General features: G+C 64.7%; 19 protein-coding genes. 12 read left to right on the top strand and 7 right to left on the bottom strand.

Features of this window, described 5'->3' with window-relative positions; genetic code table 11:
- The first annotated feature begins 16 nt into the window (after positions 1-16).
- On the top strand, positions 17-1243 hold the full coding sequence (locus VE092_RS10920; protein WP_324876586.1) for an arabinose transporter: 1227 nt from the start codon (positions 17-19) through the stop codon (positions 1241-1243).
- A gap of 54 nt (positions 1244-1297) precedes the next feature.
- On the opposite strand, the gene VE092_RS10915 is transcribed toward VE092_RS10920, so the two are convergent.
- Positions 1298-2392, bottom strand: a complete 1095-nt coding sequence (locus VE092_RS10915; RefSeq protein ID WP_414653465.1) for a GGDEF domain-containing protein — start codon at positions 2390-2392, stop codon at positions 1298-1300.
- Between the two features lie 558 nt (positions 2393-2950).
- Here VE092_RS10915 and VE092_RS10910 point away from each other — a divergent pair.
- Positions 2951-3361: a hypothetical protein gene (locus VE092_RS10910; RefSeq protein ID WP_324876584.1), complete on the top strand. Its 411-nt coding sequence runs from the start codon at positions 2951-2953 to the stop codon at positions 3359-3361.
- A gap of 174 nt (positions 3362-3535) precedes the next feature.
- Here the strand turns inward: VE092_RS10910 and VE092_RS10905 are convergent, their stop codons facing one another.
- The 3 genes from VE092_RS10905 to VE092_RS10895 form a co-directional block, all read right to left on the bottom strand.
- Positions 3536-3895 carry a 5-carboxymethyl-2-hydroxymuconate Delta-isomerase gene (locus VE092_RS10905; RefSeq protein ID WP_324876582.1) on the bottom strand — a complete coding sequence of 120 codons (360 nt, stop codon included), beginning with the start codon at positions 3893-3895 and terminating at the stop codon, positions 3536-3538.
- Between the two features lie 98 nt (positions 3896-3993).
- Positions 3994-4974: a threo-3-hydroxy-L-aspartate ammonia-lyase gene (locus VE092_RS10900; RefSeq protein WP_324876580.1), complete on the bottom strand. Its 981-nt coding sequence runs from the start codon at positions 4972-4974 to the stop codon at positions 3994-3996.
- A 92-nt stretch (positions 4975-5066) separates the two neighbouring features.
- Entirely contained in the window at positions 5067-5729 is a 663-nt protein-coding gene (locus VE092_RS10895; protein ID WP_324876578.1) for a helix-turn-helix transcriptional regulator, read from the bottom strand.
- Positions 5730-5868: 139 nt separating this feature from the next.
- On the opposite strand from VE092_RS10895, the gene gcvA reads away from it, so the two are divergent.
- The 3 genes from gcvA to VE092_RS10880 all read left to right on the top strand — a co-directional run bounded on the left by gcvA (position 5869) and on the right by VE092_RS10880 (position 8521).
- Positions 5869-6771, top strand: a complete 903-nt coding sequence (gcvA, locus tag VE092_RS10890; protein WP_324876576.1) for a transcriptional regulator GcvA — start codon at positions 5869-5871, stop codon at positions 6769-6771.
- A gap of 89 nt (positions 6772-6860) precedes the next feature.
- The gene (locus VE092_RS10885; RefSeq protein ID WP_324876574.1) at positions 6861-7697 is read left to right on the top strand and encodes a DMT family transporter; all 837 of its coding nucleotides are present in this window, start codon (positions 6861-6863) and stop codon (positions 7695-7697) included.
- Between the two features lie 62 nt (positions 7698-7759).
- On the top strand, positions 7760-8521 hold the full coding sequence (locus tag VE092_RS10880; RefSeq protein ID WP_324876572.1) for a glucose 1-dehydrogenase: 762 nt from the start codon (positions 7760-7762) through the stop codon (positions 8519-8521).
- 13 nt (positions 8522-8534) lie between these two features.
- Here VE092_RS10880 and VE092_RS10875 read toward each other — a convergent pair whose 3' ends face one another.
- Positions 8535-9629 carry a saccharopine dehydrogenase family protein gene (locus tag VE092_RS10875; protein ID WP_324876570.1) on the bottom strand — a complete coding sequence of 365 codons (1095 nt, stop codon included), beginning with the start codon at positions 9627-9629 and terminating at the stop codon, positions 8535-8537.
- Between the two features lie 131 nt (positions 9630-9760).
- The gene (locus tag VE092_RS10870; RefSeq protein ID WP_077235834.1) at positions 9761-10225 is read right to left on the bottom strand and encodes an Lrp/AsnC family transcriptional regulator; all 465 of its coding nucleotides are present in this window, start codon (positions 10223-10225) and stop codon (positions 9761-9763) included.
- A gap of 211 nt (positions 10226-10436) precedes the next feature.
- On the opposite strand from VE092_RS10870, the gene VE092_RS10865 reads away from it, so the two are divergent.
- The 5 genes from VE092_RS10865 (at position 10437) to VE092_RS10845 (ending at position 16117) form a co-directional block, all read left to right on the top strand.
- On the top strand, positions 10437-11180 hold the full coding sequence (locus VE092_RS10865; RefSeq protein WP_324876565.1) for a CDP-diacylglycerol diphosphatase: 744 nt from the start codon (positions 10437-10439) through the stop codon (positions 11178-11180).
- Positions 11181-11344: 164 nt separating this feature from the next.
- Entirely contained in the window at positions 11345-12601 is a 1257-nt protein-coding gene (locus tag VE092_RS10860) for an Hsp70 family protein (protein WP_324876682.1), read from the top strand.
- Between the two features lie 63 nt (positions 12602-12664).
- Positions 12665-13513: a MurR/RpiR family transcriptional regulator gene (locus VE092_RS10855; RefSeq protein ID WP_324876563.1), complete on the top strand. Its 849-nt coding sequence runs from the start codon at positions 12665-12667 to the stop codon at positions 13511-13513.
- Between the two features lie 467 nt (positions 13514-13980).
- On the top strand, positions 13981-15429 hold the full coding sequence (locus VE092_RS10850; protein WP_324876561.1) for an MFS transporter: 1449 nt from the start codon (positions 13981-13983) through the stop codon (positions 15427-15429).
- Between the two features lie 22 nt (positions 15430-15451).
- Positions 15452-16117 (top strand): aspartate/glutamate racemase family protein, encoded by a 666-nt coding sequence (locus VE092_RS10845; protein WP_324876559.1) that lies wholly within the window; start codon positions 15452-15454, stop codon positions 16115-16117.
- Between the two features lie 33 nt (positions 16118-16150).
- On the opposite strand, the gene VE092_RS10840 is transcribed toward VE092_RS10845, so the two are convergent.
- Positions 16151-16993, bottom strand: a complete 843-nt coding sequence (locus VE092_RS10840) for an aldo/keto reductase (protein WP_324876557.1) — start codon at positions 16991-16993, stop codon at positions 16151-16153.
- A 216-nt stretch (positions 16994-17209) separates the two neighbouring features.
- On the opposite strand from VE092_RS10840, the gene VE092_RS10835 reads away from it, so the two are divergent.
- Positions 17210-19483: an adenylate/guanylate cyclase domain-containing protein gene (locus VE092_RS10835; protein WP_324876555.1), complete on the top strand. Its 2274-nt coding sequence runs from the start codon at positions 17210-17212 to the stop codon at positions 19481-19483.
- Between the two features lie 533 nt (positions 19484-20016).
- Entirely contained in the window at positions 20017-21693 is a 1677-nt protein-coding gene (locus VE092_RS10830) for a ShlB/FhaC/HecB family hemolysin secretion/activation protein (RefSeq protein ID WP_324876553.1), read from the top strand.

Here is a 21693-nt window from a genome sequence, read left to right as displayed (position 1 = left end):
TCTCCAAGGACATACCATGAATATCAAACCGGCTGACAAGCCTGCTTCCCTGACGCCGCTGGCCAGCCCCGGCGCGGCGGCCTTCATCGTCTTTCTCAAGCTCGCTCCGCTGACGCTGGCGGTCTTCATTGCCTTTCTCACCATCGGCCTGCAGCTGCCAGTATTGCCCCTGCACCTGAAGGATGCCCTGGGCATGAATGCCACCATGGTCGGCGTGGTGGTCGGCGCACAGTTCGCGGCCGCCCTGTTGTCCCGTGCCTGGGCTGGCAACCAGGCCGACCTGCACGGGGCCAAGCGCGCGGTGGTCATGGGCTTCATCGCGGCTGCGATTTCGGCGCTGATCTATCTTGCTTCCCTGGCCCTATTGGATCGACCTGCGCTGTCGGTGCTGGTCCTGCTCGTCGGCCGCGTGGTGCTGGCCCTGGGCGAAAGCCTGGTGGTCACCGGCACCATGAGCTGGGGCATTGCGCTGGTCGGCCCGCAGCATGGCGGCAAGGTCATGGCCTGGCTGGGTATCGCCATCTATGCCGCCATGGCCTGCGGGGCGCCGCTGGGGGTGGCGGTCAGCCATGTGTATGGATTTGCCGGCATCTGCCTGGTGAGCCTGGCCATTGCCCTGCTGGCGCTGGTGGTCATCGCCGGCCTGCGCCCGGTGGCGCCCAGCGCCAGTCGTCGCACGCCCTTCTACAAGGTGTTGGGTGCGGTATGGCAACCTGGGCTGGGGCTGGCCCTGTCCAGTGTCGGATTCGGTGTCATCACGGCCTTCATCGCGCTGCTGTTCGCCGCACGTGGCTGGGGCGATTCTTCGCTGGCCTTCACCAGCTTCGGCATGGCCTTCATCATCGCCCGCCTGCTGTTTGCGCATCTGCCTGATCGCATCGGTGGCGCCAGGGTGGCACTGGTCTGCGTGCTGATCGAAGCCCTGGGTCAGTTGCTGATCTGGCAGGCCGATGCCAGCGTGCTGGCCTATGCCGGTGCAGCCCTGACCGGCTTCGGCTATTCGCTGGCCTTCCCCGGCTTCGGCGTGGAGGCGATGCGCCGTGCGCCACCCCAGACCCGTGGCCTCGCCATGGGCGCCTACGTGGCTTTCCTTGATCTGTCGCTGGGCGTGACCAGCCCCCTGGCCGGCGCATTGGCCAGCCAGGTGGGTGTGCAGGGTGTGTATCTGGCGGGAGCGGTGCTGGTGGGATTGTCGATGCTGGTGGCGCTGCATCTGATGCGCTCACCCGGCGAGGGAACATGAAAACGCCGCTGTCTGTGCAGCGGCGTCATTGGTTTGCAGCGGGCCCTGCAGACTTCAGGCGTTGCGTGGATTGCGGCCGTGCTTGCGCTGGTACATGGCCTGGTCGGCCGCATGCAGCAGCGCACTGAAATCGCACATTTCAGAGGGCGTTACGGTGGCTGCGCCCAGGCTGATCTCGATGTCGGTATGCGGCCACTTGACCCGTGCCACCGCCTGCTTGATGCGATCGGCCACCTGCTGTGCACCGGTCTCGTCGGTGTCGGGCAGGATCAGCGAAAACTCGTCGCCGCCGTAGCGGGCCAGGAAATCGCTGGCACGCAGCGGCGAGCGTAGCACCCTTGCCAGCTGCTGCAGCAGGGCATCGCCGGCCGGGTGACCGTAGGTGTCGTTGTACTGCTTGAAATAATCCACATCCACCATCAGCATCGACAGCGGTCGCGCATTGCGCAGATGGCGGGTCCACTCTTCGCGCAGGCGCGAATCGAAGCTGCGACGATTGCCGATGCCGGTCAGGGAGTCGGTCATGGTCTGCTGCTCCAGCTTCTGCATGGCGCGATGGCTGTCGAGCAGGGCCTCGAGCTGGCGCCCCAGCTTCAGGAAGGCATCACGTTGCGTAGCGCTCAGGGCGCGTGGTTCGCGGTCCATCACGCACAGCGTGCCCATGATGTCGCCATTGCCCGACACCAGCGGAACGGCGGCGTAGAAGCGCACCGGTGGGGTGCCATTGGCCAGGGCACTGACAGCAAAACGCTCGACGGTACGCAGATCGGTGATTTCGGTCACCACACCCGGCGTGCGGGCCGCCATATCGCACAAGGAAAAGTCCACCGCATTGCGCAGCACGCCGGTCTGGCCGGGGAAGTGCCACCACTGATTGCGACTGTCGCCACGGCCATTGATCACCGACAGATAGGGCTGCTGCAGGCCGATGTCGGCGTGCAGCTGGCTGAACATGCCCATGGGAGTGCCGCACACGCTGGAGGCCAGCGAGATGAAGTCGGAGAGTGCCGGTTCCAGCCAGGCGTCGGCGTCGCTGTCGGTATGGGCCAGTTCGATGCGGGTATTGGCCAGGCCGCGCTGGCGGCCCTGGGTACGCTGGAAGAGGGAGCGTTCGGGAGTGTACTGGGCGTGCAAATCTCGAATGTTCATGGCGCGTTGCTCGTGAGGGTTGGGTTTCGTTTTATTTGGTTCACCGTCGGTGCTTCGTGTGAGGCAGTGGGGAAGGACGGTGCAGGATGTTCTGGTGGTCTGGTGTGCGGACGGAAATATTTTTCTTCTTCATCAACCGTACATCACCGCACATCATGTTGCCCTGCGACATCAAGGTAGCAGATCACGTTCCGAAGTAAACCGATTTGGAACATCCGCTTACAATTTATACCTGCTCGTAGCGCAAACGATGCCAATCAGATCACATAAGTACAGCTTCGCTGATCATGCCGACAATTGACGTTCTGATAGTTGTCTTCACCGCGATGCGCAAGGATAGTCCGGCGACCCTGAAATGAGCATCGGACAGCGCCACTTTCGCGTGTCAGCGGATTCTTATATTGCTCTGCAATAGAGCCAAAAAAGGCGACATTGAGGCGTCGCCGCAGAGCGACAAAACCGTGTCGCCACAAGGTGACGATTAATGCTTGCAAAGCTGCCTGGTCCTAAATAAACTCTGCCGTTCCGCAGATCCGATCAACGTTTTTGAAAGCAGAGATGTCGACCCAGCCCAAAGCAGGCGCAGTCCTGTTCGCCAAAGATGTAGCCCGCCTCGCCGCGTTCTATGCGCAGGTGCTGGCGGTGGTTCCCAAGCATGCCCATGCTGAAAAGGTAGTGATCGAGGCCGAGGATTTCCTGTTGGTGATCCATGCCGTTCCGCCCGCTGCCGCAGCCACGTTGGAAATCAGCGTGCCGCCGGTGTTGCGTGAGAACGTGCCGGTCAAGCTGTTCCTGCCGGTGCGCTCGCTGGCCCAGACCAGGTTGAGCACGCAACAGCTCGGCGGTGGCATGAAGCCCGCCGACGCCGAATGGAGCGGGCCGGACTTCCGTGCCTGCGATGGCTACGATCCGGAAGGCAATGTGGTGCAATTCCGCGAAGTCGCGCGGGAGCCTGCGCTGGCTTCTTGAGACCGTTGCTGCTGACCTTGCAGAAGAACAATACCGGTCAGCGCAGCCGCCTCGACAGCAGCAAAAGAGAAGCCGTCCGGCAAATACCGGACGGCTTTTTCGTTCCTGCATTCCTGCACCCACGCAGCTCAAGGGAACAGTTCTACCCTCGCATGTCGTGAGGTGCGGTCGCGCTTACTGCACGGCAAGCTTGAAGTAGGTCTCGCGCTGCATGTCCACCACGTCCACCGTAATCTGCACCTGGGTCTGTGCCGGCCAGCTCTGATCCTTCTGGATGGCCGCGCCCAGCAGGTCGGCAACCTGCTTCTTTTCTTCCAGCGTGCGGCCGGTCAGGATGGACAGGCGCAGTGCCACGAAGGCGCGCTTGGCATCGGCGGCGGTGCCGACCAGGTAGTCGTCCAGACGCACGGCGCGCGCCTTGATGGCGTTTTCATCAAAGTGTCCGCTGGCCACCAGGGCCTGGTTGAGCTTGAGCAGGGTGGGGTGTACGTCGAGGGTGAGATTGCCGGTGTATTCCACAACGAGATGGGGCATGGTGGTTCCAATCCTTGTTAGGTAGATGAAGGGTGTACGGGCTAAGGCTGCCTGCGACTGTAAGTCAAAACCGCCGACGAGGATATTGGTGTAAACGATTAGCCGGCCAGGTAAGCGGAAAGCTTGCCCAGGTCCACATTGCCGCCGCTGATGATCACGCCCACCCGCTTGCCCTGCAACTGGTCCTTGAGCTTGCGGGCGGCGGCAAAGCCCAGGCAGCCGGTCGGCTCCACCACCATCTTCATGCGTTCGGCGAAGAAGCGCAGGCCGGCAATCAGTTCTGCGTCGCTGACGGTGTGGATGTCGTCCACCAACTGGCGGATCACCTCGAAGGTGTACTTGCCCAGGTGCTGGGTCTGCGCACCATCGGCGATGGTCTTGGGGGTATCGATGTGGACCACATGACCGGCGCGCAGCGATTGCTGGCCATCATTGCCGGCCTCCGGCTCCACGCCGTAGATCTTGCAGTCCGGCGCCAGCGCGCGGGCCGCCAGTGCCGCACCCGACAGCAGGCCGCCACCACCCAGGCAGACGAACAGCGCATCCAGCGGTCCGGTCTCCTGCAGCAATTCCAGCGTGGCCGTGCCCTGGCCGGCCATCACGTGCGGATGATCGTAGGGCGGGATCAGCGTCATCTTGCGCTCGGCCGCCAGGCGCGCGCCGATGGCTTCGCGGTCTTCGGTGTAACGGTCATAGGTGACCACTTCGGCGCCATAGCCACGGGTGGCGGCGACCTTGGCCGCCGGCGCATCCTGCGGCATCACGATCACTGCGGGGATGCCCAGCAACTGCGCGGCCAGCGCTGTCCCCTGCGCGTGATTGCCGGAAGAGAAGGTGATCACCCCGTGGCGACGCTGGTCTGCATCGAATTGCGACAGTGCATTCATCGCCCCACGGAACTTGAAGGCGCCCATGCGCTGGAAGTTTTCGCACTTGAAGAACAGTTGCGCGCCAAGCTCGGCATCGGCGGTACGCGAACGCAGCACCGGCGTTCTGTGCGCCCAGGGCTTGATGCGTTCGGCGGCCAGCAGGACATCGGCGAAGCTGGGCAATTCGGTGGCACTGGAAACGGGGATCATGGTTTTCCTTTGGAAGGCAGGGTGGAGTCGATGGGGTCGGAGGGATTCGTTAGCGCAATCAGAAGGAGGAGCCGACATCGTTGCGGCGCGCCTCAGCCTTTCTCGTCGTTGTAGACCGTCGCACGCGAGACGCCCAGGTGCGCTGCCACGATCTCGGCCGCCCGGCGCACATCCATGCAGCCGCTCTGGCGCAGCTCGCGCATCAATTGGCGGCGGTCCTCGGCCTTGAGGCTGCGCGGCGTGGTCGACAGGCGCGTCGCAAAATCGTCGATACGACTGCGCAGGGCGTCCGCACCGGCCGGCTCCAGCGTCTCGGCCACGCGCACTGCGCCATCGATGCCGCCGAACTGGCGCAGCATGCCCTGCAAGGCGCCGAACAGCGTCAGGTCGATGTTCATGCACAGCGCCGCCACGTACTTGCCATCGGCGTCCTTGATGCCGATCGAGGTGCTCTTGGCCTGGCGACCATCGGGCAGGGTATTGGCATAATTGGTCAGCACTTGCGGATAGCTCTCGTCGGCAATGCGCGCCAGGCCCAGTTCGGTGGTGGCGTCGCCCACTTCGCGTCCGGACAGGTTGTTGTGCAAGGCCACGATGGAATGGTCCGCGTCGCGCAGGTCGTGCAGCACCACTTCGCAGAAAGGCGCGAAGGTCTCGCCCAGCCCAAGGGCAACCTGCTCCAATTGCGACAGCAGCAGGGCATGGTCGGGACGGTCAGTTTTCTTTTTGCGGGAGCGTGAGGTCATGCAATACATATTATCTAAAATTAGACTTTACGTATACTCCCCCGCCCGCAGCTTGCCGTGCGCAGCCCTGGCAGGCGCTTGCTATCATGAGCATCCGTTCATACGAGGTTGGCGATGCTGACGACCTCCCGTTCCGAGAGTCCGGCCCATGCGAGACCTGCCCCCCACCGCCACCTTGCGCGCCTTCGAAGTCGCGACCCGGCACGCCACCTTCACCGCCGCCTCCGAGGAATTGCACGTCACCCAGAGCGCGGTCAGCCACCAGCTGCGGCATCTGGAAGAACTCTGGGGCATGCAGTTGTTCCAGCGTGGCAAGTCGCTCACGCTGACCCCGGCCGGTGCGGCGCTGGCACCGGTGGTGCGGGAGTTCTTCATGAAGCTGGAATCCACCCTGGGCGAACTGCGCGAGCAGAATGGACGCGTCAGGCTCAAGGTCAGCACCACCTATTCCTTCGCGCTCAAGTGGCTGTTGCCGCGCCTTCCCGATCTGGCGCAGGCCCATCCCGACATCCTGGTCACGCTGGAGACCACCGACGCCGCCATCCGCTTCATGCCCGGCGAGCCGGACGTAGCCATCCGCTTGGGTACCGGACCCTATCCGGGTCTGTTCTCGGAGTTCCTGTTCCGTGAACAGATCTTCCCGGTGGTCAGCCCGGGCTTGCTGCAGCGCCTGGGCAAGCCGCGCAAGCCGGCCGACCTGCTGCGCTATCCCCTGCTCACCCGTGCCGGCGCCGACATGGTGCCCAAGTGGGACCTGTGGTTCCAGCAAGCCGGCGTGACGGCACCGGCCCTGCGCGAGAACGTACGCCTGGCCGATACCAACATGACCATCGAAGCAGCCCTGCTGGGCCAGGGCGTGGCCCTGGCCCGCAGCGGCCATGTGGAGCAGGAGCTGGCCAGCGGCAGTCTGGTCAGGCTGTTCACGCTGGCCCTGCCTTCGCCCCTGGCCTACTACTTCGTCTGTCCCCAGGGTGTGGAGGTGCAGCCGCATGTGGCCAGCTTCCGCGCGTGGATGATGGCGCAATCCCTGCAGGCTGCACAAGGCTATTGATCTTGATGACGGCGTAGCATGAGCGATTGCTCATGCCGGGATGAGGAGACTTCGCTTGGGTCCGCGCCCGGTCGTGCTTATCATGGCGCATGTCCTTGCCCATCGTGTTGCTCATCCTCTTCGCCGCCTTCCTGCATGCCACCTGGAACGCCTTGCTGCGTGCCGGCGGCGACCGCCTCTGGTCGATGACCGTGATGTGCATGGCAGTGGCGCTGGCCAGCCTCGCTGCCATGCCCTTCCTGGCTTCGCCGCTAGCGGCCAGCTGGCCTTATGCGGCCGGCTCGGCGTTGCTGCATGTGGGGTACAACCTGTTTCTGGTGCGCAGCTATCGTGCCGGTGAGTTGGGCCAGACCTATCCGATCGCACGCGGATGTTCGCCGGTGCTGGTGACCCTGGGCGCGGCCGTGTTCGCGGGCGAACAGATGAGCGCGGTCGTTCTGCTGGGTATCGTACTGGTGTCGGGTGGCATCTTGGCCCTGGCATTTCGCCAGGGCGGGCTGGCGCTGCCGGGCCTGCCTTATGCGCTGGCGACCGGTTGTTTCATTGCTGCCTACAGCGTGGTCGATGGCATCGGCGTGCGTCTTTCGGGGGCGCCGCTGGCCTATACCGCATGGATGTCAGCGGGCTGGGGGCTGCTCATGCCGCTGGTCTACCTCGCGCTGCGCCGGCCACGTGGCCCGCGTGTGCTCTTCATGTTGCAGCCGGGATTCACTCGCGCCTTCGCCGGTGGACTGGTCTCGCTGCTGGCCTACGGCATCGTCATCTACGCCATGGACCTGGCACCGATGGGCGCGGTCTCGGCACTGCGCGAGACCAGCGTGCTGTTCGCGGCGCTGATCGGCTACCTGTTCCTGGGTGAATCCCTGGGCCTGGCGCGCCTGCTGGCGTGCGCCGCCATCGCTGCCGGCACGGTCCTGATCGGCTGAAGCCGACATGTGCCCAGGCACTGCCAGACAGGTTTCACGTTTTACTTTCTCGGAGAACGACCATGTCCGTCCCTTCCTCATCCCCTCTGATCCTCATCACCGGCGGTAGCCGTGGCATGGGCGCCGCCACGGCCCGACTGGCGGCGGCACGCGGCTACGATGTCGCGCTGAGCTACCTCGCCAACGAGCAGGCCGCGCAATCCGTCGCAGACGACGTGCGCAGGTTGGGCCAGCGCGCCCTGGTGGTGCAGGCCGACAGCGCCGATCCGGAGCAGGTGGCCAGGCTCTTCGCCGCCATCGATGACAGCTTCGGACGCATCGACGTGCTGGTCAACAATGCCGCGATGCTGGAGCGCCAGTCACGGCTCGAAGACCTGGGCTACGCGCGCATGCAGCGTGTCTTCGCGGTCAACGCCATTGGTCCCATGCTGTGCGCCCAGCAGGCGCTGCGGCGCATGGCCTATCGCTACCAGGGACGCGGCGGCGCGGTGGTCAATATTTCCTCGGCCTCCGCCCGGCTCGGCAGCCCCAATGAATATGTCGACTACGCTGCCTCCAAGGGCGCGCTGGAGACCTTCACCACCGGCTTCGCCAAGGAAGTGGCACGCGAAGGCATCCGCGTGAACTGTGTCCGGCCGGGACACATCTACACCGAGATGCATGCCAGTGGCGGCGAGCCGGATCGGGTCAACCGGGTCAGGGAAAGTATCCCGATGGGCCGGGGCGGCCAGCCCGAAGAGGTGGCGCGCGCGGTGCTGTGGCTGGCCAGCGAAGAAGCATCGTTCATTACCGGCACCTTTCTCGATGTCACCGGCGGTAAGTGAGCCGGCCACTGCCTCAGGCATAGACCGCGCCGAACCGGTTGGCCAGTAGATCCGGCAGGGCGATCTGCTCCTGCCGGATGAAACCCCGGGCCGGCAGCCTGCCTTCGCGAAACAGGTCCAGCGCCGCACAGACACCGGCTGCGGTGCTGGTCTGGATGGCGCTCTGCCAGCGGCCATCGGTCTGCCGCGCAAAGATCTTGCGGGTGAAGACCTCTTGCATCAGCTTGCCATCGCGCAGCCCGCTCACGGTGACGAACACCAGTACCACGTCCTGCATGGTGGCCGGCACGCTCTTGCGCAGGATGTCCTTGAGCAAGGCCTGGTCATGGCGCAGGCCAAGATCGCCCAGCAGGAATTTCATGCGCTGCTGGTGACCGGGATAGCGTACCGACTTGTAGTCCAGATTGCGCACCTTGCCGGCCAGCGTCTCGCACAGGCTGCCCAGGCCGCCGGAGGTATTGAAGGCTTCGTACTCCACACCGTCCAGCGAAAAATGTTCGAGGTCGGCCAGGGCGTCGACGCTGACCCGCTCGCCATCACGCAGCGCCGCGCAGGGATGGCAGTATTCGTTGATGAGACCATCCACGCTCCAGGTCAGGTTGTACTTCAATTCATTGGTGGGGAACTGCGGCAGGGCGCCCACCCGCATCTTGATGTCGTGTACCTCGTCGAAACCGGCCGCCAGGTGATGCGCGGCGATGCCGATGAAGCCCGGCGCCAGTCCGCATTGCGGCATGAAGACCGTGGGGGCATCCGCCGCCAGCGCTGCAATCGCTGCGGTCGCCTGCACATCTTCGGTGAGGTCGAAATAGTGGGTGCCGGTCTGGCGTGCCACCGTCGCCACCGGCACCGCCATGTGATAGGGCAGGGCATTGACGACCACATCGGCCTGACGCAGCAGTGCCGCCAGTGCCTGTGGGTCGGTGGAATCGACCACCGTCTTTTCGACATTCAGGCCTGAGACCGCCTGCAAGGCGTGGGCGTCGCGGTCGGCGATGGTGACGCTGTAGTCGTGGGTGTGGTGACCAGTGCGGCCATCACCGGCAGTGGCCAGCAGGCGGGCGATGGTCTGGCCGATGTGGCCGGAGCCGAGGAGGACGGTACGCATGATGACTCTCCAGAATGAAGGTGAACGGATGATTCATTCTAGGTAGCCGTCACGACAGAATACATTGGCAGATCGTCAGAAAGCAGCAACATTGCAGACGATATGTAGCGTCAATTAGTCACTATGTAGCGTCAGCGGGTCTTGGCCACATCGCCCCGGTCGATCTTGCGCGCCAGCACCACCGAGGTGGTGGTCTTGATGACGCCTTCCATCTCGCCGATCTGGTCGAGGATCTTGTCCAGTTGTTCGGGGGTGCTCACGCGCAGCCAGGCGACGTAGTCGAACTCGCCGCTGACGGCACACAATTGCTGGACCTCGGCGATGCGCCCGAAGCGGCGGACCACATCGCGCCCGGCGCGCGGCTGCACCGTGACGCCCACATAGGCTTGCAGACTGGGATCGACCACATCGTTTCCGAGCTTGAGGGTATAGCCGCCGATGACGCCGGCCTGCTCCAGCCGGGCGATGCGTGCAATCACGGTGGTGCGCGCCACGCCCAGACGGCGGGCAATCTCGGCCACCGGTTCCCGGGCATTCAGTTGCAGGATGGAGAGCAGTTGCCGATCGATGTCGTCGAGGTGGTCCAGCCTGATCATTTCCGGTTCTCCTGTCCTGTTGATGGATACGACACAATGACGAAATGGCGCTACAGAGCGTCAGTGTAGTCCAGGATGAGATGGGAGAGGCGCGGGCCCACGTACCTGCCATGGTCGCTGTCACGGTGCCGACATGCCCAGGTGTTAATCTACGCAGCCTGCCACCCACTGCAACCGGGCCGCCGTGGCCCTACTGCCGGGAATGACATCGATGCGACCATTCTCTTGCCTGCTCCTGATCTGCCCTCTCTTGCTGCTGTGCAGCCCGTCCGCCACCGCAGCCGCCGATCCCCACAAGCTGTGGGAAATCACCAGCCAGCAATGCGTACCGTCCATGCAGGAGCGGGGGCAGCCGCAGCCCTGCGCCATGGTGGATCTGCAGCGCGGCTTCGTCATCCTGAAGGACCTGGTGGGTCCGGCCCAGTATCTGCTGATGCCGACCCGGCGCCTGACCGGTATCGAAAGTCCGGAACTGTTGAGGGACGATGTGCCCCGCTACTGGGCCTATGCCTGGGAACAGCGCTGGCGCGTGGCGCAGAAGCTGGGGCGCCCGCTGGGAGATGAACAGCTGGGTGTGGAAATCAACTCCGCCGCCGCACGTTCGCAATTGCACCTGCATCTGCACATGGACTGCATGCGGCGCGACGTCGCCGCCAGCCTGGCCGGACACCGCGACGATCCGGTGAAGCAGTGGCTACCCTGGCATTTCGAGGGACATCGTTATTGGGTCATGCGATTGCCTGCCGATGCCCTGCAGCAAGATGACCCCTTCCGGCTGGCCGCCGCCCGCAGCACCTATGCAGCCGCCAACATGGCCTCGCAGTCCTTGCTGCTGACCGGGGCGCGCCTGGCCGACGGCAGTGTCGGCTTCTTCCTGGTCAACATGCCGGTCAACTTCGACCTGCAGGAACCGGGCAGCGCCGAAGTCCTGATGGATCACGCCTGTCGCTGGTGAGGCCGCGGCCACCCGGCGCCCCTTGTCTTCCTGATATTGTCTCCACGGCAAGGAAATGCGCACGGCATGTTGCTTGCTTCAAACGCTGCCGGACAGCCGTGCAGACAAGCACGGTGCTTTTCTATATGATTGCCGGCCGAAAAAACAAGGAGTGATCGATGGCGATGGCGAACGCGTGCGGTGTGGATTTCGGCACCTCCAATTCCACCGTCGGCTGGCTGCGCCCGGATGCCGGGGAGTCCCTGCTGCTGCCGCTGGAAGAGGGCCGTGCGACGCTGCCATCGGTGGTGTTCTTCAACGCCGACGAGAACAGCTTCAGCTATGGTCGCGCCGGACTGGGGGAATACCTGGCCGGCTATGAAGGCCGCCTGATGCGCTCGCTCAAGAGCCTGCTGGGCTCGGGTGCCATCGACGGCCAGACCGAGGTCGGCGGTCGGGCACTGCCCTATCGCGGCCTGCTGTCGCAGTTCATCGGTGAATTGAAGCAGCGCGCCCAGCGTGCCGCCGGCACCTCGTTCTCCAGCGTGGTGCTGGGTCGTCCGGTGCATTTCGTGGACGACGATGCGGCGGCCGATCAGCTGGCGCAGGATACGCTGGAAGAGATCGCGCGTGACGTCGGTTTCAAGGATATCGCCTTCCAGTTCGAACCGATTGCCGCCGCCTTCGACTACGAGTCGCGCATTGACCGGGAAGAGCTGGTCCTGATCGTCGACATCGGCGGGGGTACCTCCGACTTTTCGCTGGTGCGCCTGTCGCCGCAGCGGGCGCAGCGCAGCGAGCGCCGTGACGACATCCTGGCCAATGGCGGCGTACATATCGGCGGCACCGACTTCGACAAGTATTTCAGCCTGGCCTGCGTCATGCCGCTGCTGGGCCTGGGCGGCCGGCTGCAGGGCAATGCCGAGATCCCCTCCAGCTATTACTTCAACCTGGCCACCTGGCATACCATCAACCAGCTCTACACCCGCAAGGCCTGGCAGCAATTGCAGGACGTGGGGCGCGAGGTGGCCGACCGCGAGCGCTTCTCCCGCCTGCTCGATGTGGTGGAGCAGCGTTGCGGCCACTGGCTGGCGCTGCAGGTGGAGGCCGGCAAGATCGCGCTGTCCTCTGCGGAGCAGACCGTGCTGGACCTGGAGCGCTTGCGCAATCCAGAGCAGCTGCAATTGCAGCGCAGCGATTTCGATGCCGCCGTCGATCACCTGGTGCAGGCGGTAGAACAGACCGTGTTGGCGCTGCTGAAGCAGGCCGGTCTGCGCGCCGACGATATCGACAGCGTGTTCTTCACCGGCGGTTCCAGCGGCGTGCGTCTGCTGCGCGAACGCATCGGGGCGCTGGCGCCCAATGCCCGGCATGTGGAAGGTGACCTGTTCGGCAGCATCGGCAGCGGGCTGGCCATCGATGCCGCGCGCAAGTTCGGCTGAGGCTGCGCTGCTATACAATGCGGCGATCCTGATAGCACCGCAGCGGGCCCGGCCCGCGCCACCATGAGACCTTCTTCCGAATCCTTCGTGCGCCGGGTGCGCAGCAAGCTGGACGAGCTGTCGAGCACCGAGCGCCTGCTGGCGGACTTCCTGCTGGAATTCCCGGGTGAACTGGCCAGCTACGCCGGCAACGAGCTGGCGCAGCTGGCCGGCGTGTCGCCCTCCACGGTGAGCCGGTTCATCCGCCGTATCGGCTATGACAGCTACGAAGAGGCCCGCCGTCACGTGCGCGAGGAGCAGGAAGTCGGCTCGCCCCTGTTCCACGGCAGCAGTGCCGGTGCGGCACGCCAGCTGCGCTCGGTGGCGGCGCACTTCCAGCAGTCGCAGGCCAATCTGGCAGCCACCTTCGAGCGCCTGTCCGATGCCACCATGGCCGAGATCGCCCGCGCCATCGTCGGCGCCCCGCAGGTGCTGATCTTCGGCAGCCGCAGCAGCCAGGCTTTTGCGCTGTACCTGCGCTGGCAGATCATCCAGGTGCTGCCGCGGGTGACGGCCATCCCCGGTCCCGGCGAGACCCTGGCCGAATACACCGCCGGCCTGTCCGAGCGGGATTGCGTCATCGTCTTCGGTACCCGTCGCCAGACCAGCCAGATGGACCGCCTGCTACAGGCGGCCGTGCGTGCCGGTGCCCATATCCTCTACATCAGCGACCATGCCTCTCCGGATTGCACCCAGGCCCACTGGTCGCTGCAGGCCCAGTGTCGCGGTCCCGGTCCGCTGGACAACCATGTCGGCGTGATGGCCTTGTGCGACTTGTTGGCCACCCTGGTCATCGACGCCAGCGGTGCCGCCGGGCGCAAGCGGCTGGCGGCGGTGGAGCAGGAGCATGAGGAGCTGGGGGATTTCGAGTAATCCCCGGCTTGCCGCTTTGAAATATTGATTTCAGAGAATCCACCAGCTTGACTCCCTGTTTTCATGCAGGTGGCGCACTGGTACGGTGCGCGATGACTGTCCAGGCATCTGTCGCTGCCCCGGCGGGGCGCACCCGATGGCACACCTGAAAGGGTGGCGCCAACGGGCGACCTGGCTTCCTATCTCTTCCGACATCCCCACTCCTGGCGACTTTGCCGGCTACCCCGATGTTCCTGAAAGCTGGATTTCATGCATTCGGCATTGCTGGCATGCAGATTGCTAATAGCCTGGCGTGAATGAAATTTGAATTTCATAAAATGATATTTATTGAAATCAAACTTCCATTTGCGGGCATGCTGGACTACAGTATCCGAACGGTGACATGCAGTAGCCGTGGTTCCACAGCCTTGATTCGACCGCAGACCGAGCAGCATTCATTTGCCATCCCTACGCACGAGGAGCAGACCATGGCTGGACCCACACTTTCGTCGCCGGACATCCCGAATTCGCCGCGCGTAGCCGAGCTGGACGGCGCGCTGGACAAGATCGGCGTGACCCGTTCGCACCACACCATCATCTTCCTGATCCTGATTGGTTGCCTGTTCGATAGTTTCGAACAGAACGCCATCGGCCTGGTCGGTCCCCTGCTCAAGCAGCAGTGGGGGCTGTCTGCCACCGATATCGGCCTGCTCAATACCGTCACCTTCGCCAGCGCAGCCATCGGTCGCATCGTCTCCGGGCTGGTGGCGGACCGCTATGGCCGTCGTGTCATGCTGAGCCTGGATCTGCTGCTGTTTACGCTGGGTGCGGGCATCTGTGCGCTGGCACCGGACCTCACCGTCATGGCCATCGGTCGCGCCATCGTCGGCTTTGGCCTGGGAGGCGAGATCGCCATTGCGGTCACCATGCTGGCCGAGTTCTGCTCCAGCAAGTTCCGTGGTACGGCGGTGGGGCTGGTCAACGTCGGTGCCGGCGGCATGGGCAATTTCCTGGCACCGGCCTTCGGCTTGCTGGTCTTCACCCTGTTCCCGGGCGAGAACAGCTGGCGCTGGCTGTTCTTCTGCCTGATGCTGCCGGCCCTGCTGGGTGCCTTCTACCGTCGCTACATCCCGGAGACCCCGCGCTTCCTGCTGTCGCGCCACAAGATCGCCGAGGCCAATCAGGTGCTGGCGCGCCTGGCCAGCGGCAAGCTGTCCGGCCCGGCGCCGCAGGGCCAGACCTGGATCAGCGATGATGGCAAGCGCGAGCAGGCGGCACCGGTGAAGGTACGCTCGATGGAAATCTTCCAGGGGGCGCTGGCCCGCCGCACGCTGCCACTGTGCATTGCCATCTGGATGACCTATGGCGCGCAGATCTCGGTGTTGACGCTCATGCCGACCATCCTGGTGAGCCTGGGTTACACCATGTCCAAGAGCCTGTTGTTTACCATGGTGATGCAGAGCGGCAGCCTGCTGGGTGCAATTGCCGCCTCGGCCTTCGGCTTCCACCTGCCGCGCAAGCGCGTGCTGACGGCAGGTGCCATCGGCGCCTGCCTGGCGGCGCTGACCATCGGTTTCCTGGCCAAGAACATCGTGCTGATCCTGGCGGCCGGTGCGGTATTCCAGTTCTTCGTGCTGCTGCTCAACACCACCATCTGGATCTTTGCGCCGGAACTCTATCCCACCCGGGTGCGCGCCTTCGGCACCGCCTTCATCCTGGCCACCGGCACCGCTGCCGGCGCCTTCATGCCGCTGGTGGCCGGACGCCTGTTCGACGCCTTCGGTCTGGCCGGCGTGTTCGGCATGATCGCGGCCATGTATGGCATCTTCACGCTGGCCGTGCGCACCGTTCCCGAAACCTATGGCAAGTCGCCCGATGCGCCGCTGCAGGACGACGCCCCCGAAGCGCCGGTGCAGGCGGTGGCCGCGCGTAGCTGATGCATTTTCTGTCGAGACTGGCATGCCGCATATCCTGCTGATCAACCCCAACGCTTCCCGTGCCACCACCGACATGATGGTGGCCATCGCCCGCGCCGAGCTGCCGGCCGCTTATGGCATCAGTGGCGTCAGTGCCGGGCGGGGGCCGGGGATGATCGTCAATGCCGACGAGCTGGCGGCGGCCGCGCCCGAGGTGGAACGCAACTGGCGCGAGGCCGGGCGGCATAGCGTGGGCGCGATCATCAGCGCCTTCGGTGATCCGGGTATCGAACGCCTGCGCGCGCTGGATGGACGCCCGGTGGCAGGCCTGTGCGAAGCCTCGATGCTGGAGGCCGCCCAGGGCGGTCGCCGTTTCGGCATCGCCACCGTTACGCCGGAACTGGCCGGGGTGATCGGCGAGAAGGCGGTGCAGGCCGGGGTAGGCGGACTCTATACCGGTATCCGCCTGACGGCGGGCGATCCGCGTGTGCTGGCGACCGATCCGCAGGCACTGGAAGAGGCCCTTGCCCAGGCCGTGCGCGAATGCGTGGAGATCGATGGCGCGCAGGCGGTGGTGATCGGCGGCGGCCCGCTGGGCCAGGCGGCCATTGCCCTGGCACGGCGATTCACGGTGCCGGTGATCGCACCGATCCCGGCAGCGGTGCGTCATCTGCTGAAGTCCTTGCAGGCGCTGGAGGCGGCAGCCTGAAGATTGCCTGCAGGCCCTTGAGCGCAGCAGCGCTCACAGCATCGCCAGCGGCACCTTGCGGCGGGGCGGCGGAAAGGCGGCATCCAGTTCCTTGAGGTCGGTCTCGTCCAGGGCCAGCGCCAGGCAGGCGCGGTTGGCCTCGACGTGGGCGACGTCGGCCGCCTTGGGAATGGCGATCACGCCCGGTTGTCGCATCACCCAGGCCAGCGCCACCTGCGCCGGCGTCGCGCCGTGACGTTGCGCTACGGCGTGCAAGGCCGGGTTCTTCAGGATGCGCCCTTGTTCGATGGGCGAATAGGCCATGACGGCCATCCCGTTTTCCTGCGCCTGCGGCAGCAGGTCGTATTCGATGCCGCGACGGGACAGGTTGTAGAGCACCTGGTTGCACAGGCTGTGCTCGCCCTCCGGTTCCTCCAGCAATTCCGCCATGTCGTCGGTATCCAGGTTGCTCACTCCCCAGCCACCGATCTTGCCTTGCGCCACCAGGGCCTGCATGCCTTCGATGGTCGCGGCCAGTGGATGGGAGCCGCGCCAGTGCAGCAGGTAGAGATCGATATGCTCGGTGCCCAGGCGCTTGAGGCTGGCCTCGCAGGCGGCGATGGTGCCGCGCTTGCTGGCGTTGTGCGGCAAGACCTTGCTGACCAGATAGACCTGTTCGTGCCGGCTGGCGATGGCCTGTGCCACGATGCGTTCGGCATTGCCGTCGGCGTACATCTCGGCCGTATCGATCAGGGTCATGCCCAGATCGATGCCGGCCTGCAGGGCGCGTACCTCGGTGGCGGCAGTGGCGCGGGATTCGCCCATGTTCCAGGTACCTTGTCCGAGAACGGGGACCTGCGCGCCATTGCGCAGCGTGATCAGCGGGATGGGCTTCATCTGTGGCTCCAGCAAGAGGGGTGAAAAGATTGGATGGGAAATCATTAGAACCCATTTTCGCCATCGGTTCATCGCGCTGCGCCAATGGTGCTCATCCATGCCCGGCCGATCGCCGGTGATGCTGTCAGGCAATATGGCCGCAGTGCGCCGATTGTGGCGGCGTCCAACTACTGGCATGATCGCAGCCAATCAAAAAGGGAATCCGGGGGAAAGTCCATGCTGCGTCGTTTGCGTACCGCCTTTGGCAAATACTGGGCGCGCTGGTTGCTGGCGCTGGTACTGACCGGCGTGGCGGGTGCACAGGTCATGGGCATGCTGCCCAACCGCCTGGTGGAGCGACTGGACCTGTTCTTCTATGACCTGCGCATGCGGGTGGCCAAGCCCGACCTGGACCCGCGCATCGTCATCATCGACATCGACGAAAAGAGCATCGCCGAGATCGGCCGCTGGCCCTGGAGCCGCGACGTGGTGGCGCAACTGGTGCGGCAGATGACGCAGACCTACCAGGCGCAATCGGTGGGCTTCGACGTGGTGTTCGCCGAGCCCGATACCAGCTCCGGCTATGGCCGGCTGGAACAGCTGGCGCAGGGACCGCTGAAGGATGTGCCGCAGCTGGCGCGACAGCTGCAGGTGCTCAAGCCGCAGATGGACTACGATGCCCGCCTGGCCGAGGCCCTGCAGGGGCAGCCGGTGGTGATGGGCTATAACCTCTCCAATGAGTCGGGTGCCATCGCCAAGGGGCAGTTGCCACCGCCGGCCTTCAGCGTGGCCGACCTGGGTGGTCGTGCGCTGGACGTGACCCACTGGCAGGCCTACGGTGCCAACCTGCCGCAGTTGCAGGCGGCGGCCCGGGCGGGCGGCTTCTTCAATCCCATCCCGGATGATGACGGCCTGATCCGCGCCGTGCCGCTCATTGCGCAGGTGGGTGATCATTTCTACGAATCGCTGGCACTGGCGACCTCGCGCGTGGCGCTGGGTGGCAGGCGCATCAAGCCGGTCTTCCTGCAGCGCCAGGATGTGCTGTTCGAGGGGCAGTTGCGCGACTACGGTGCACTTGCCGGCATTGCCGTGGAAGCCAGGCCGCAGCCCCTGTTCATCCCGGTGGAGCGGCACCTGACCACGCTGGTGACCTATCGCGGCGCCGGCGGGCCCAAGGGCGGCGCCTTCCGCTACGTGCCGGCGGTGGACGTGATCCGCGGCACCTATCCGCATGACCAGCTGGATGGCCGCATCATGCTGGTCGGCACCACCGTGCCGGGCCTGAACGACCTGCGGGCCACGCCGGTCAACCCGGTCTACCCGGGGGTGGAAATCCACGCCAACCTGATTGCCTCCATCATCGACGACGACTTCAAGGCGCGGCCCGATTTCGCACAGGGTTACGATGCCCTGCAGGTACTGCTGGTGGGACTGCTGCTGGGCCTGCTGTTGCCGATGCTGGGTCCGCTGGCATCGATGCTGCTCACGCTGGCTGCCGGCGGTGCCCTGGGCGGACTCAACTTCTGGCTCTACGACAGCGCCGGGATGGTGCTCCCGCTGGCCACCGCGCTGCTGCTGGTGGCGCTGCTGTTCATCAGCAACCTGGCCTGGGGCTACCTGTTCGAGTATCGCAACCGCAAGGCCATCGTCAATCTGTTCGGTGAATATGTGGCGCCGGAGCTGGTCGCCGAAATGGCGGCCAATCCAGAGAGCTACAACATGGAGGGCGAGATCCGCGAGCTGACCGTGATGTTTTCCGACGTGCGCGGTTTCACCACCATCTCCGAGAGCCTGCAGCCCAATGAGCTGCGCGAGTACATCAACGTCTACCTCACGGCGATGTCGGAAGACATCCGCGGCAATCGCGGCACCCTGGACAAGTACATCGGCGACGCCGTCATGGCGTTCTGGGGTGCACCGCTGGAACTGCCCGACCACGCCGCGCGGGCCGTCGCCACGGCGCTGAAGATGCAGCAGACCACGCTGCTGCTCAACGAGGAATTCATCCGTCGCAACTGGCCGCCGCTGAAGATCGGTATCGGCCTCAACAGCGGGCAGATGCGCGTGGGCGACATGGGCTCGAAGATCCGCAAGGCGTATACGGTCATGGGGGATGCGGTGAACCTGTCCTCGCGACTGGAATCGATCACCAAGGTCTATGGCGTGGGTGTGCTGGTGGGCCAGGCCACGCGTCAGGCCGCGCCGCAGTTCGCCTACCGCGAGCTGGACCGGGTGCGGGTCAAGGGCAAGAACGAGCCGGTGCCGATCTACGAACCGCTGGCGCTGGAGAGCGAACTTGACGCCGGCCTGAGCGCCGAGGTCGAGCGCTGGCATGCGGCGCTGGCACTGGTGCGCGCGCAACGCTGGGACGATGCACAGGCGGCCCTGCAGGTATTGCAGCAGGAACAACCGCGCGGTCTCTATACGCTCTATCTGGAGCGCATCGCCCATTATCGCCAGGCGCCGCCACCGGCCGACTGGGATGGCGTCACCACCTTCGAGACCAAATGAGCCGGGGCCACCTCGTGTTTCATCGCGCCGCCTCCGGACCCGCTCGGGCGGGCGCGCTGGACAGTTGTTCCCGGCCGCTGGGGAGCGTTGGAATTCTTTACATGTCCTCGGCGCGGATCATTTCCATGCGGCAATTTCGTCTCGCTTAAAGTGGCGCAAACGCCCACTGGAGGCGGTTAAACGTCAATTGTTGTCGACGCCGTCAGGAGTAGTCAGTATACTTTACAAGCATCAATAAGCGCTGCCACCCGGCAAGGTGACAGCGTCTCCGGCAGCGATCCACCCCTCCCGCAAGAAGGGGAACGTCGGCGGTCGGAGATTTCTGCTTCAGGGGTTCCTTTTCGCGTTTTCGCAGGTGTGTCTCTCCGTGGTCAGGGCATCGGTGTGCCGTCCGCGCGTGCAGACCTGCGCCATCGATCAGGGGTGATCGGGCCGGCGCGGCGCGTGAAGGACAGGGAGTGCGTCGCACCGGCGATGCGCATCGCAAACAAGAAAACAGGGAGGGCCTTGCCGCAGGCGAGGCTGCTGAGACGATGAAACGATGCTTGCAGCATTACGTGATGGGGATGGCGCTGCTGGGTGCGGCCGTCGGTGCCGTGGCGCAACCGCTGGCTTCCGGGCCGACCGCTGCGGCGCCGGCGCCCAATGATGAGCGCTTCGATATTCGCAGCTACCAGGTGCAGGGCAACAGCCTGCTGCCGCAATCCCGTATCGATGCGGCGGTGGCACCCTTTACCGGTACCGGGCGCGTCTACGGCGATATCCAGCAGGCCCTGGAAGCCCTGGAAAATGCCTATCGCAGTGCCGGCTACAGTGCCGTCCAGGTCAGCGTGCCGGAGCAGGAGCTGAGCGGCGGGGTGGTGCGGCTGGAGGTGGTCGAGGCGGCCATCGGCAAGGTGGTGGTGAGCGACAACCGCTATTTCAGCGAACAGAACATCCGCGCCAGCCTCCCCGATTTGCAGGAAGGGCGTACGCCCAACCTGCGCCGTATTTCCGAATCGGTGCAACTGGCCAACGACAATCCGGGCAAGCAGGTCAACGTGACCCTGACGGCTTCCGAGGTCAGCAACCAGATCGATGCCGCCATCGCGGTCAAGGATGAAAATCCGCTGCGCCTGCTGCTCACCGCCGACAATACCGGCAGCGCCGATACCGGCCGCTGGCGCACCGGTGTGGCCCTGCAGCATTCCAACCTGTTCAACCGCGACCACGTGGCCACGGTGGCCTATACCACCTCGCCCGATGCGCCTTCCGGCGCCAAGGTCGACCTGTATTCCCTGGGCTACCGGATACCGCTGTACGCGCTGGGCGACAGCCTGGATTTCATCTACGGTAAATCCAATGTCAGCTCGGGTCAGACGCTGGCCCTCAATTCCACCCTCAACATCACCGGCCGTGGCGAAGTCTATGCACTGCGCTGGAACCATTTCTTCGCCCGCAGCGGCGAGTGGAGCAGCAAGCTGGTCTTCGGTGCGGACTACAAGAAGGTCGAATCCTCCTGCGCCATCGCCGGCGGCCTGCTCAATGGCGCCAGCATCAATACCTGCGTACCGTACTCGACCCTGCCGCTGTCGGTCAGCTACAGCGCGCAGCGCCAGAGCGTGGGTCAGATCATCGACTACAACCTCGGCATCGCCCGCAACATGGCCACCGGCCAGGTGCGGCGCAACGATACCCTGAACGTGACGGATCGCTATTCGCTCTTCACCGGTTCGCGCCGCTCGATGGACAATTTCATCGCCATCCGGGGCGGCGCCTCCTGGTTCAAGGGCTTCGAGAGCGACTGGCAGGTGCGCCTGGCCAGCACCTTACAGATTTCTCCGCATGCTCTGCCGCCGGTGGAACAGTTCGGCCTGGCCGGTGCCAACACCGTGCGCGGCTTCACCGAGCGCGCCGTGGCCGCCGACAGCGGCGTGGTACTCAACAGCGAAGTCTATACCCCCGACCTGCTGGCGCGGCGCGAGCTGCGCGGCAACATGCGGCTGCTGGCCTTCTTCGATGCCGGCCGCGGCGCCAACAACAATGTGACCTCGGTCTCTACACTGCCCTCCACGGTGACGCTGGCCAGCTTCGGTGCCGGCGTACGCTACACCCTGGGCCGCGATTTCAGCCTGCGCCTGGACGTGGCGCGCGTGCTGCTCAATGGCAATTCGGTGACCGAACAACGCGGCGATCTCAACGCCCATCTGAGCGCAATCCTGGGGTTCTGA

Origin of the sequence: Herbaspirillum sp. (assembly GCF_035644555.1) — a bacterium.
Taxonomy (GTDB): Bacteria; Pseudomonadota; Gammaproteobacteria; order Burkholderiales; family Burkholderiaceae_D; genus Herbaspirillum.
This window is presented reverse-complemented; position numbering and strand designations above follow the sequence as displayed.

Bases quoted from the DNA above. Each gene is read 5' to 3' on its own strand.
- VE092_RS10875 (WP_324876570.1), bottom strand. From the start codon at position 9,629: ATGCGTACCGTCCTCCTCGGCTCCGGCCACATCGGCCAGACCATCGCC.
- VE092_RS10865 (WP_324876565.1), top strand. From the start codon at position 10,437: ATGCGACCATTCTCTTGCCTGCTCCTGATCTGCCCTCTCTTGCTGCTG.
- VE092_RS10910 (WP_324876584.1), top strand. From the start codon at position 2,951: ATGTCGACCCAGCCCAAAGCAGGCGCAGTCCTGTTCGCCAAAGATGTA.
- VE092_RS10830 (WP_324876553.1), top strand. From the start codon at position 20,017: ATGAAACGATGCTTGCAGCATTACGTGATGGGGATGGCGCTGCTGGGT.
- VE092_RS10870 (WP_077235834.1), bottom strand. From the start codon at position 10,225: ATGATCAGGCTGGACCACCTCGACGACATCGATCGGCAACTGCTCTCC.
- VE092_RS10880 (WP_324876572.1), top strand. From the start codon at position 7,760: ATGTCCGTCCCTTCCTCATCCCCTCTGATCCTCATCACCGGCGGTAGC.
- VE092_RS10835 (WP_324876555.1), top strand. From the start codon at position 17,210: ATGCTGCGTCGTTTGCGTACCGCCTTTGGCAAATACTGGGCGCGCTGG.
- VE092_RS10855 (WP_324876563.1), top strand. From the start codon at position 12,665: ATGAGACCTTCTTCCGAATCCTTCGTGCGCCGGGTGCGCAGCAAGCTG.
- VE092_RS10885 (WP_324876574.1), top strand. From the start codon at position 6,861: ATGTCCTTGCCCATCGTGTTGCTCATCCTCTTCGCCGCCTTCCTGCAT.
- gcvA (WP_324876576.1), top strand. From the start codon at position 5,869: ATGCGAGACCTGCCCCCCACCGCCACCTTGCGCGCCTTCGAAGTCGCG.
- VE092_RS10845 (WP_324876559.1), top strand. From the start codon at position 15,452: ATGCCGCATATCCTGCTGATCAACCCCAACGCTTCCCGTGCCACCACC.
- VE092_RS10905 (WP_324876582.1), bottom strand. From the start codon at position 3,895: ATGCCCCATCTCGTTGTGGAATACACCGGCAATCTCACCCTCGACGTA.
- VE092_RS10895 (WP_324876578.1), bottom strand. From the start codon at position 5,729: ATGTATTGCATGACCTCACGCTCCCGCAAAAAGAAAACTGACCGTCCC.
- VE092_RS10860 (WP_324876682.1), top strand. From the start codon at position 11,345: ATGGCGAACGCGTGCGGTGTGGATTTCGGCACCTCCAATTCCACCGTC.
- VE092_RS10850 (WP_324876561.1), top strand. From the start codon at position 13,981: ATGGCTGGACCCACACTTTCGTCGCCGGACATCCCGAATTCGCCGCGC.
- VE092_RS10920 (WP_324876586.1), top strand. From the start codon at position 17: ATGAATATCAAACCGGCTGACAAGCCTGCTTCCCTGACGCCGCTGGCC.
- VE092_RS10900 (WP_324876580.1), bottom strand. From the start codon at position 4,974: ATGATCCCCGTTTCCAGTGCCACCGAATTGCCCAGCTTCGCCGATGTC.
- VE092_RS10840 (WP_324876557.1), bottom strand. From the start codon at position 16,993: ATGAAGCCCATCCCGCTGATCACGCTGCGCAATGGCGCGCAGGTCCCC.
- VE092_RS10915 (WP_414653465.1), bottom strand. From the start codon at position 2,392: ATGAACATTCGAGATTTGCACGCCCAGTACACTCCCGAACGCTCCCTC.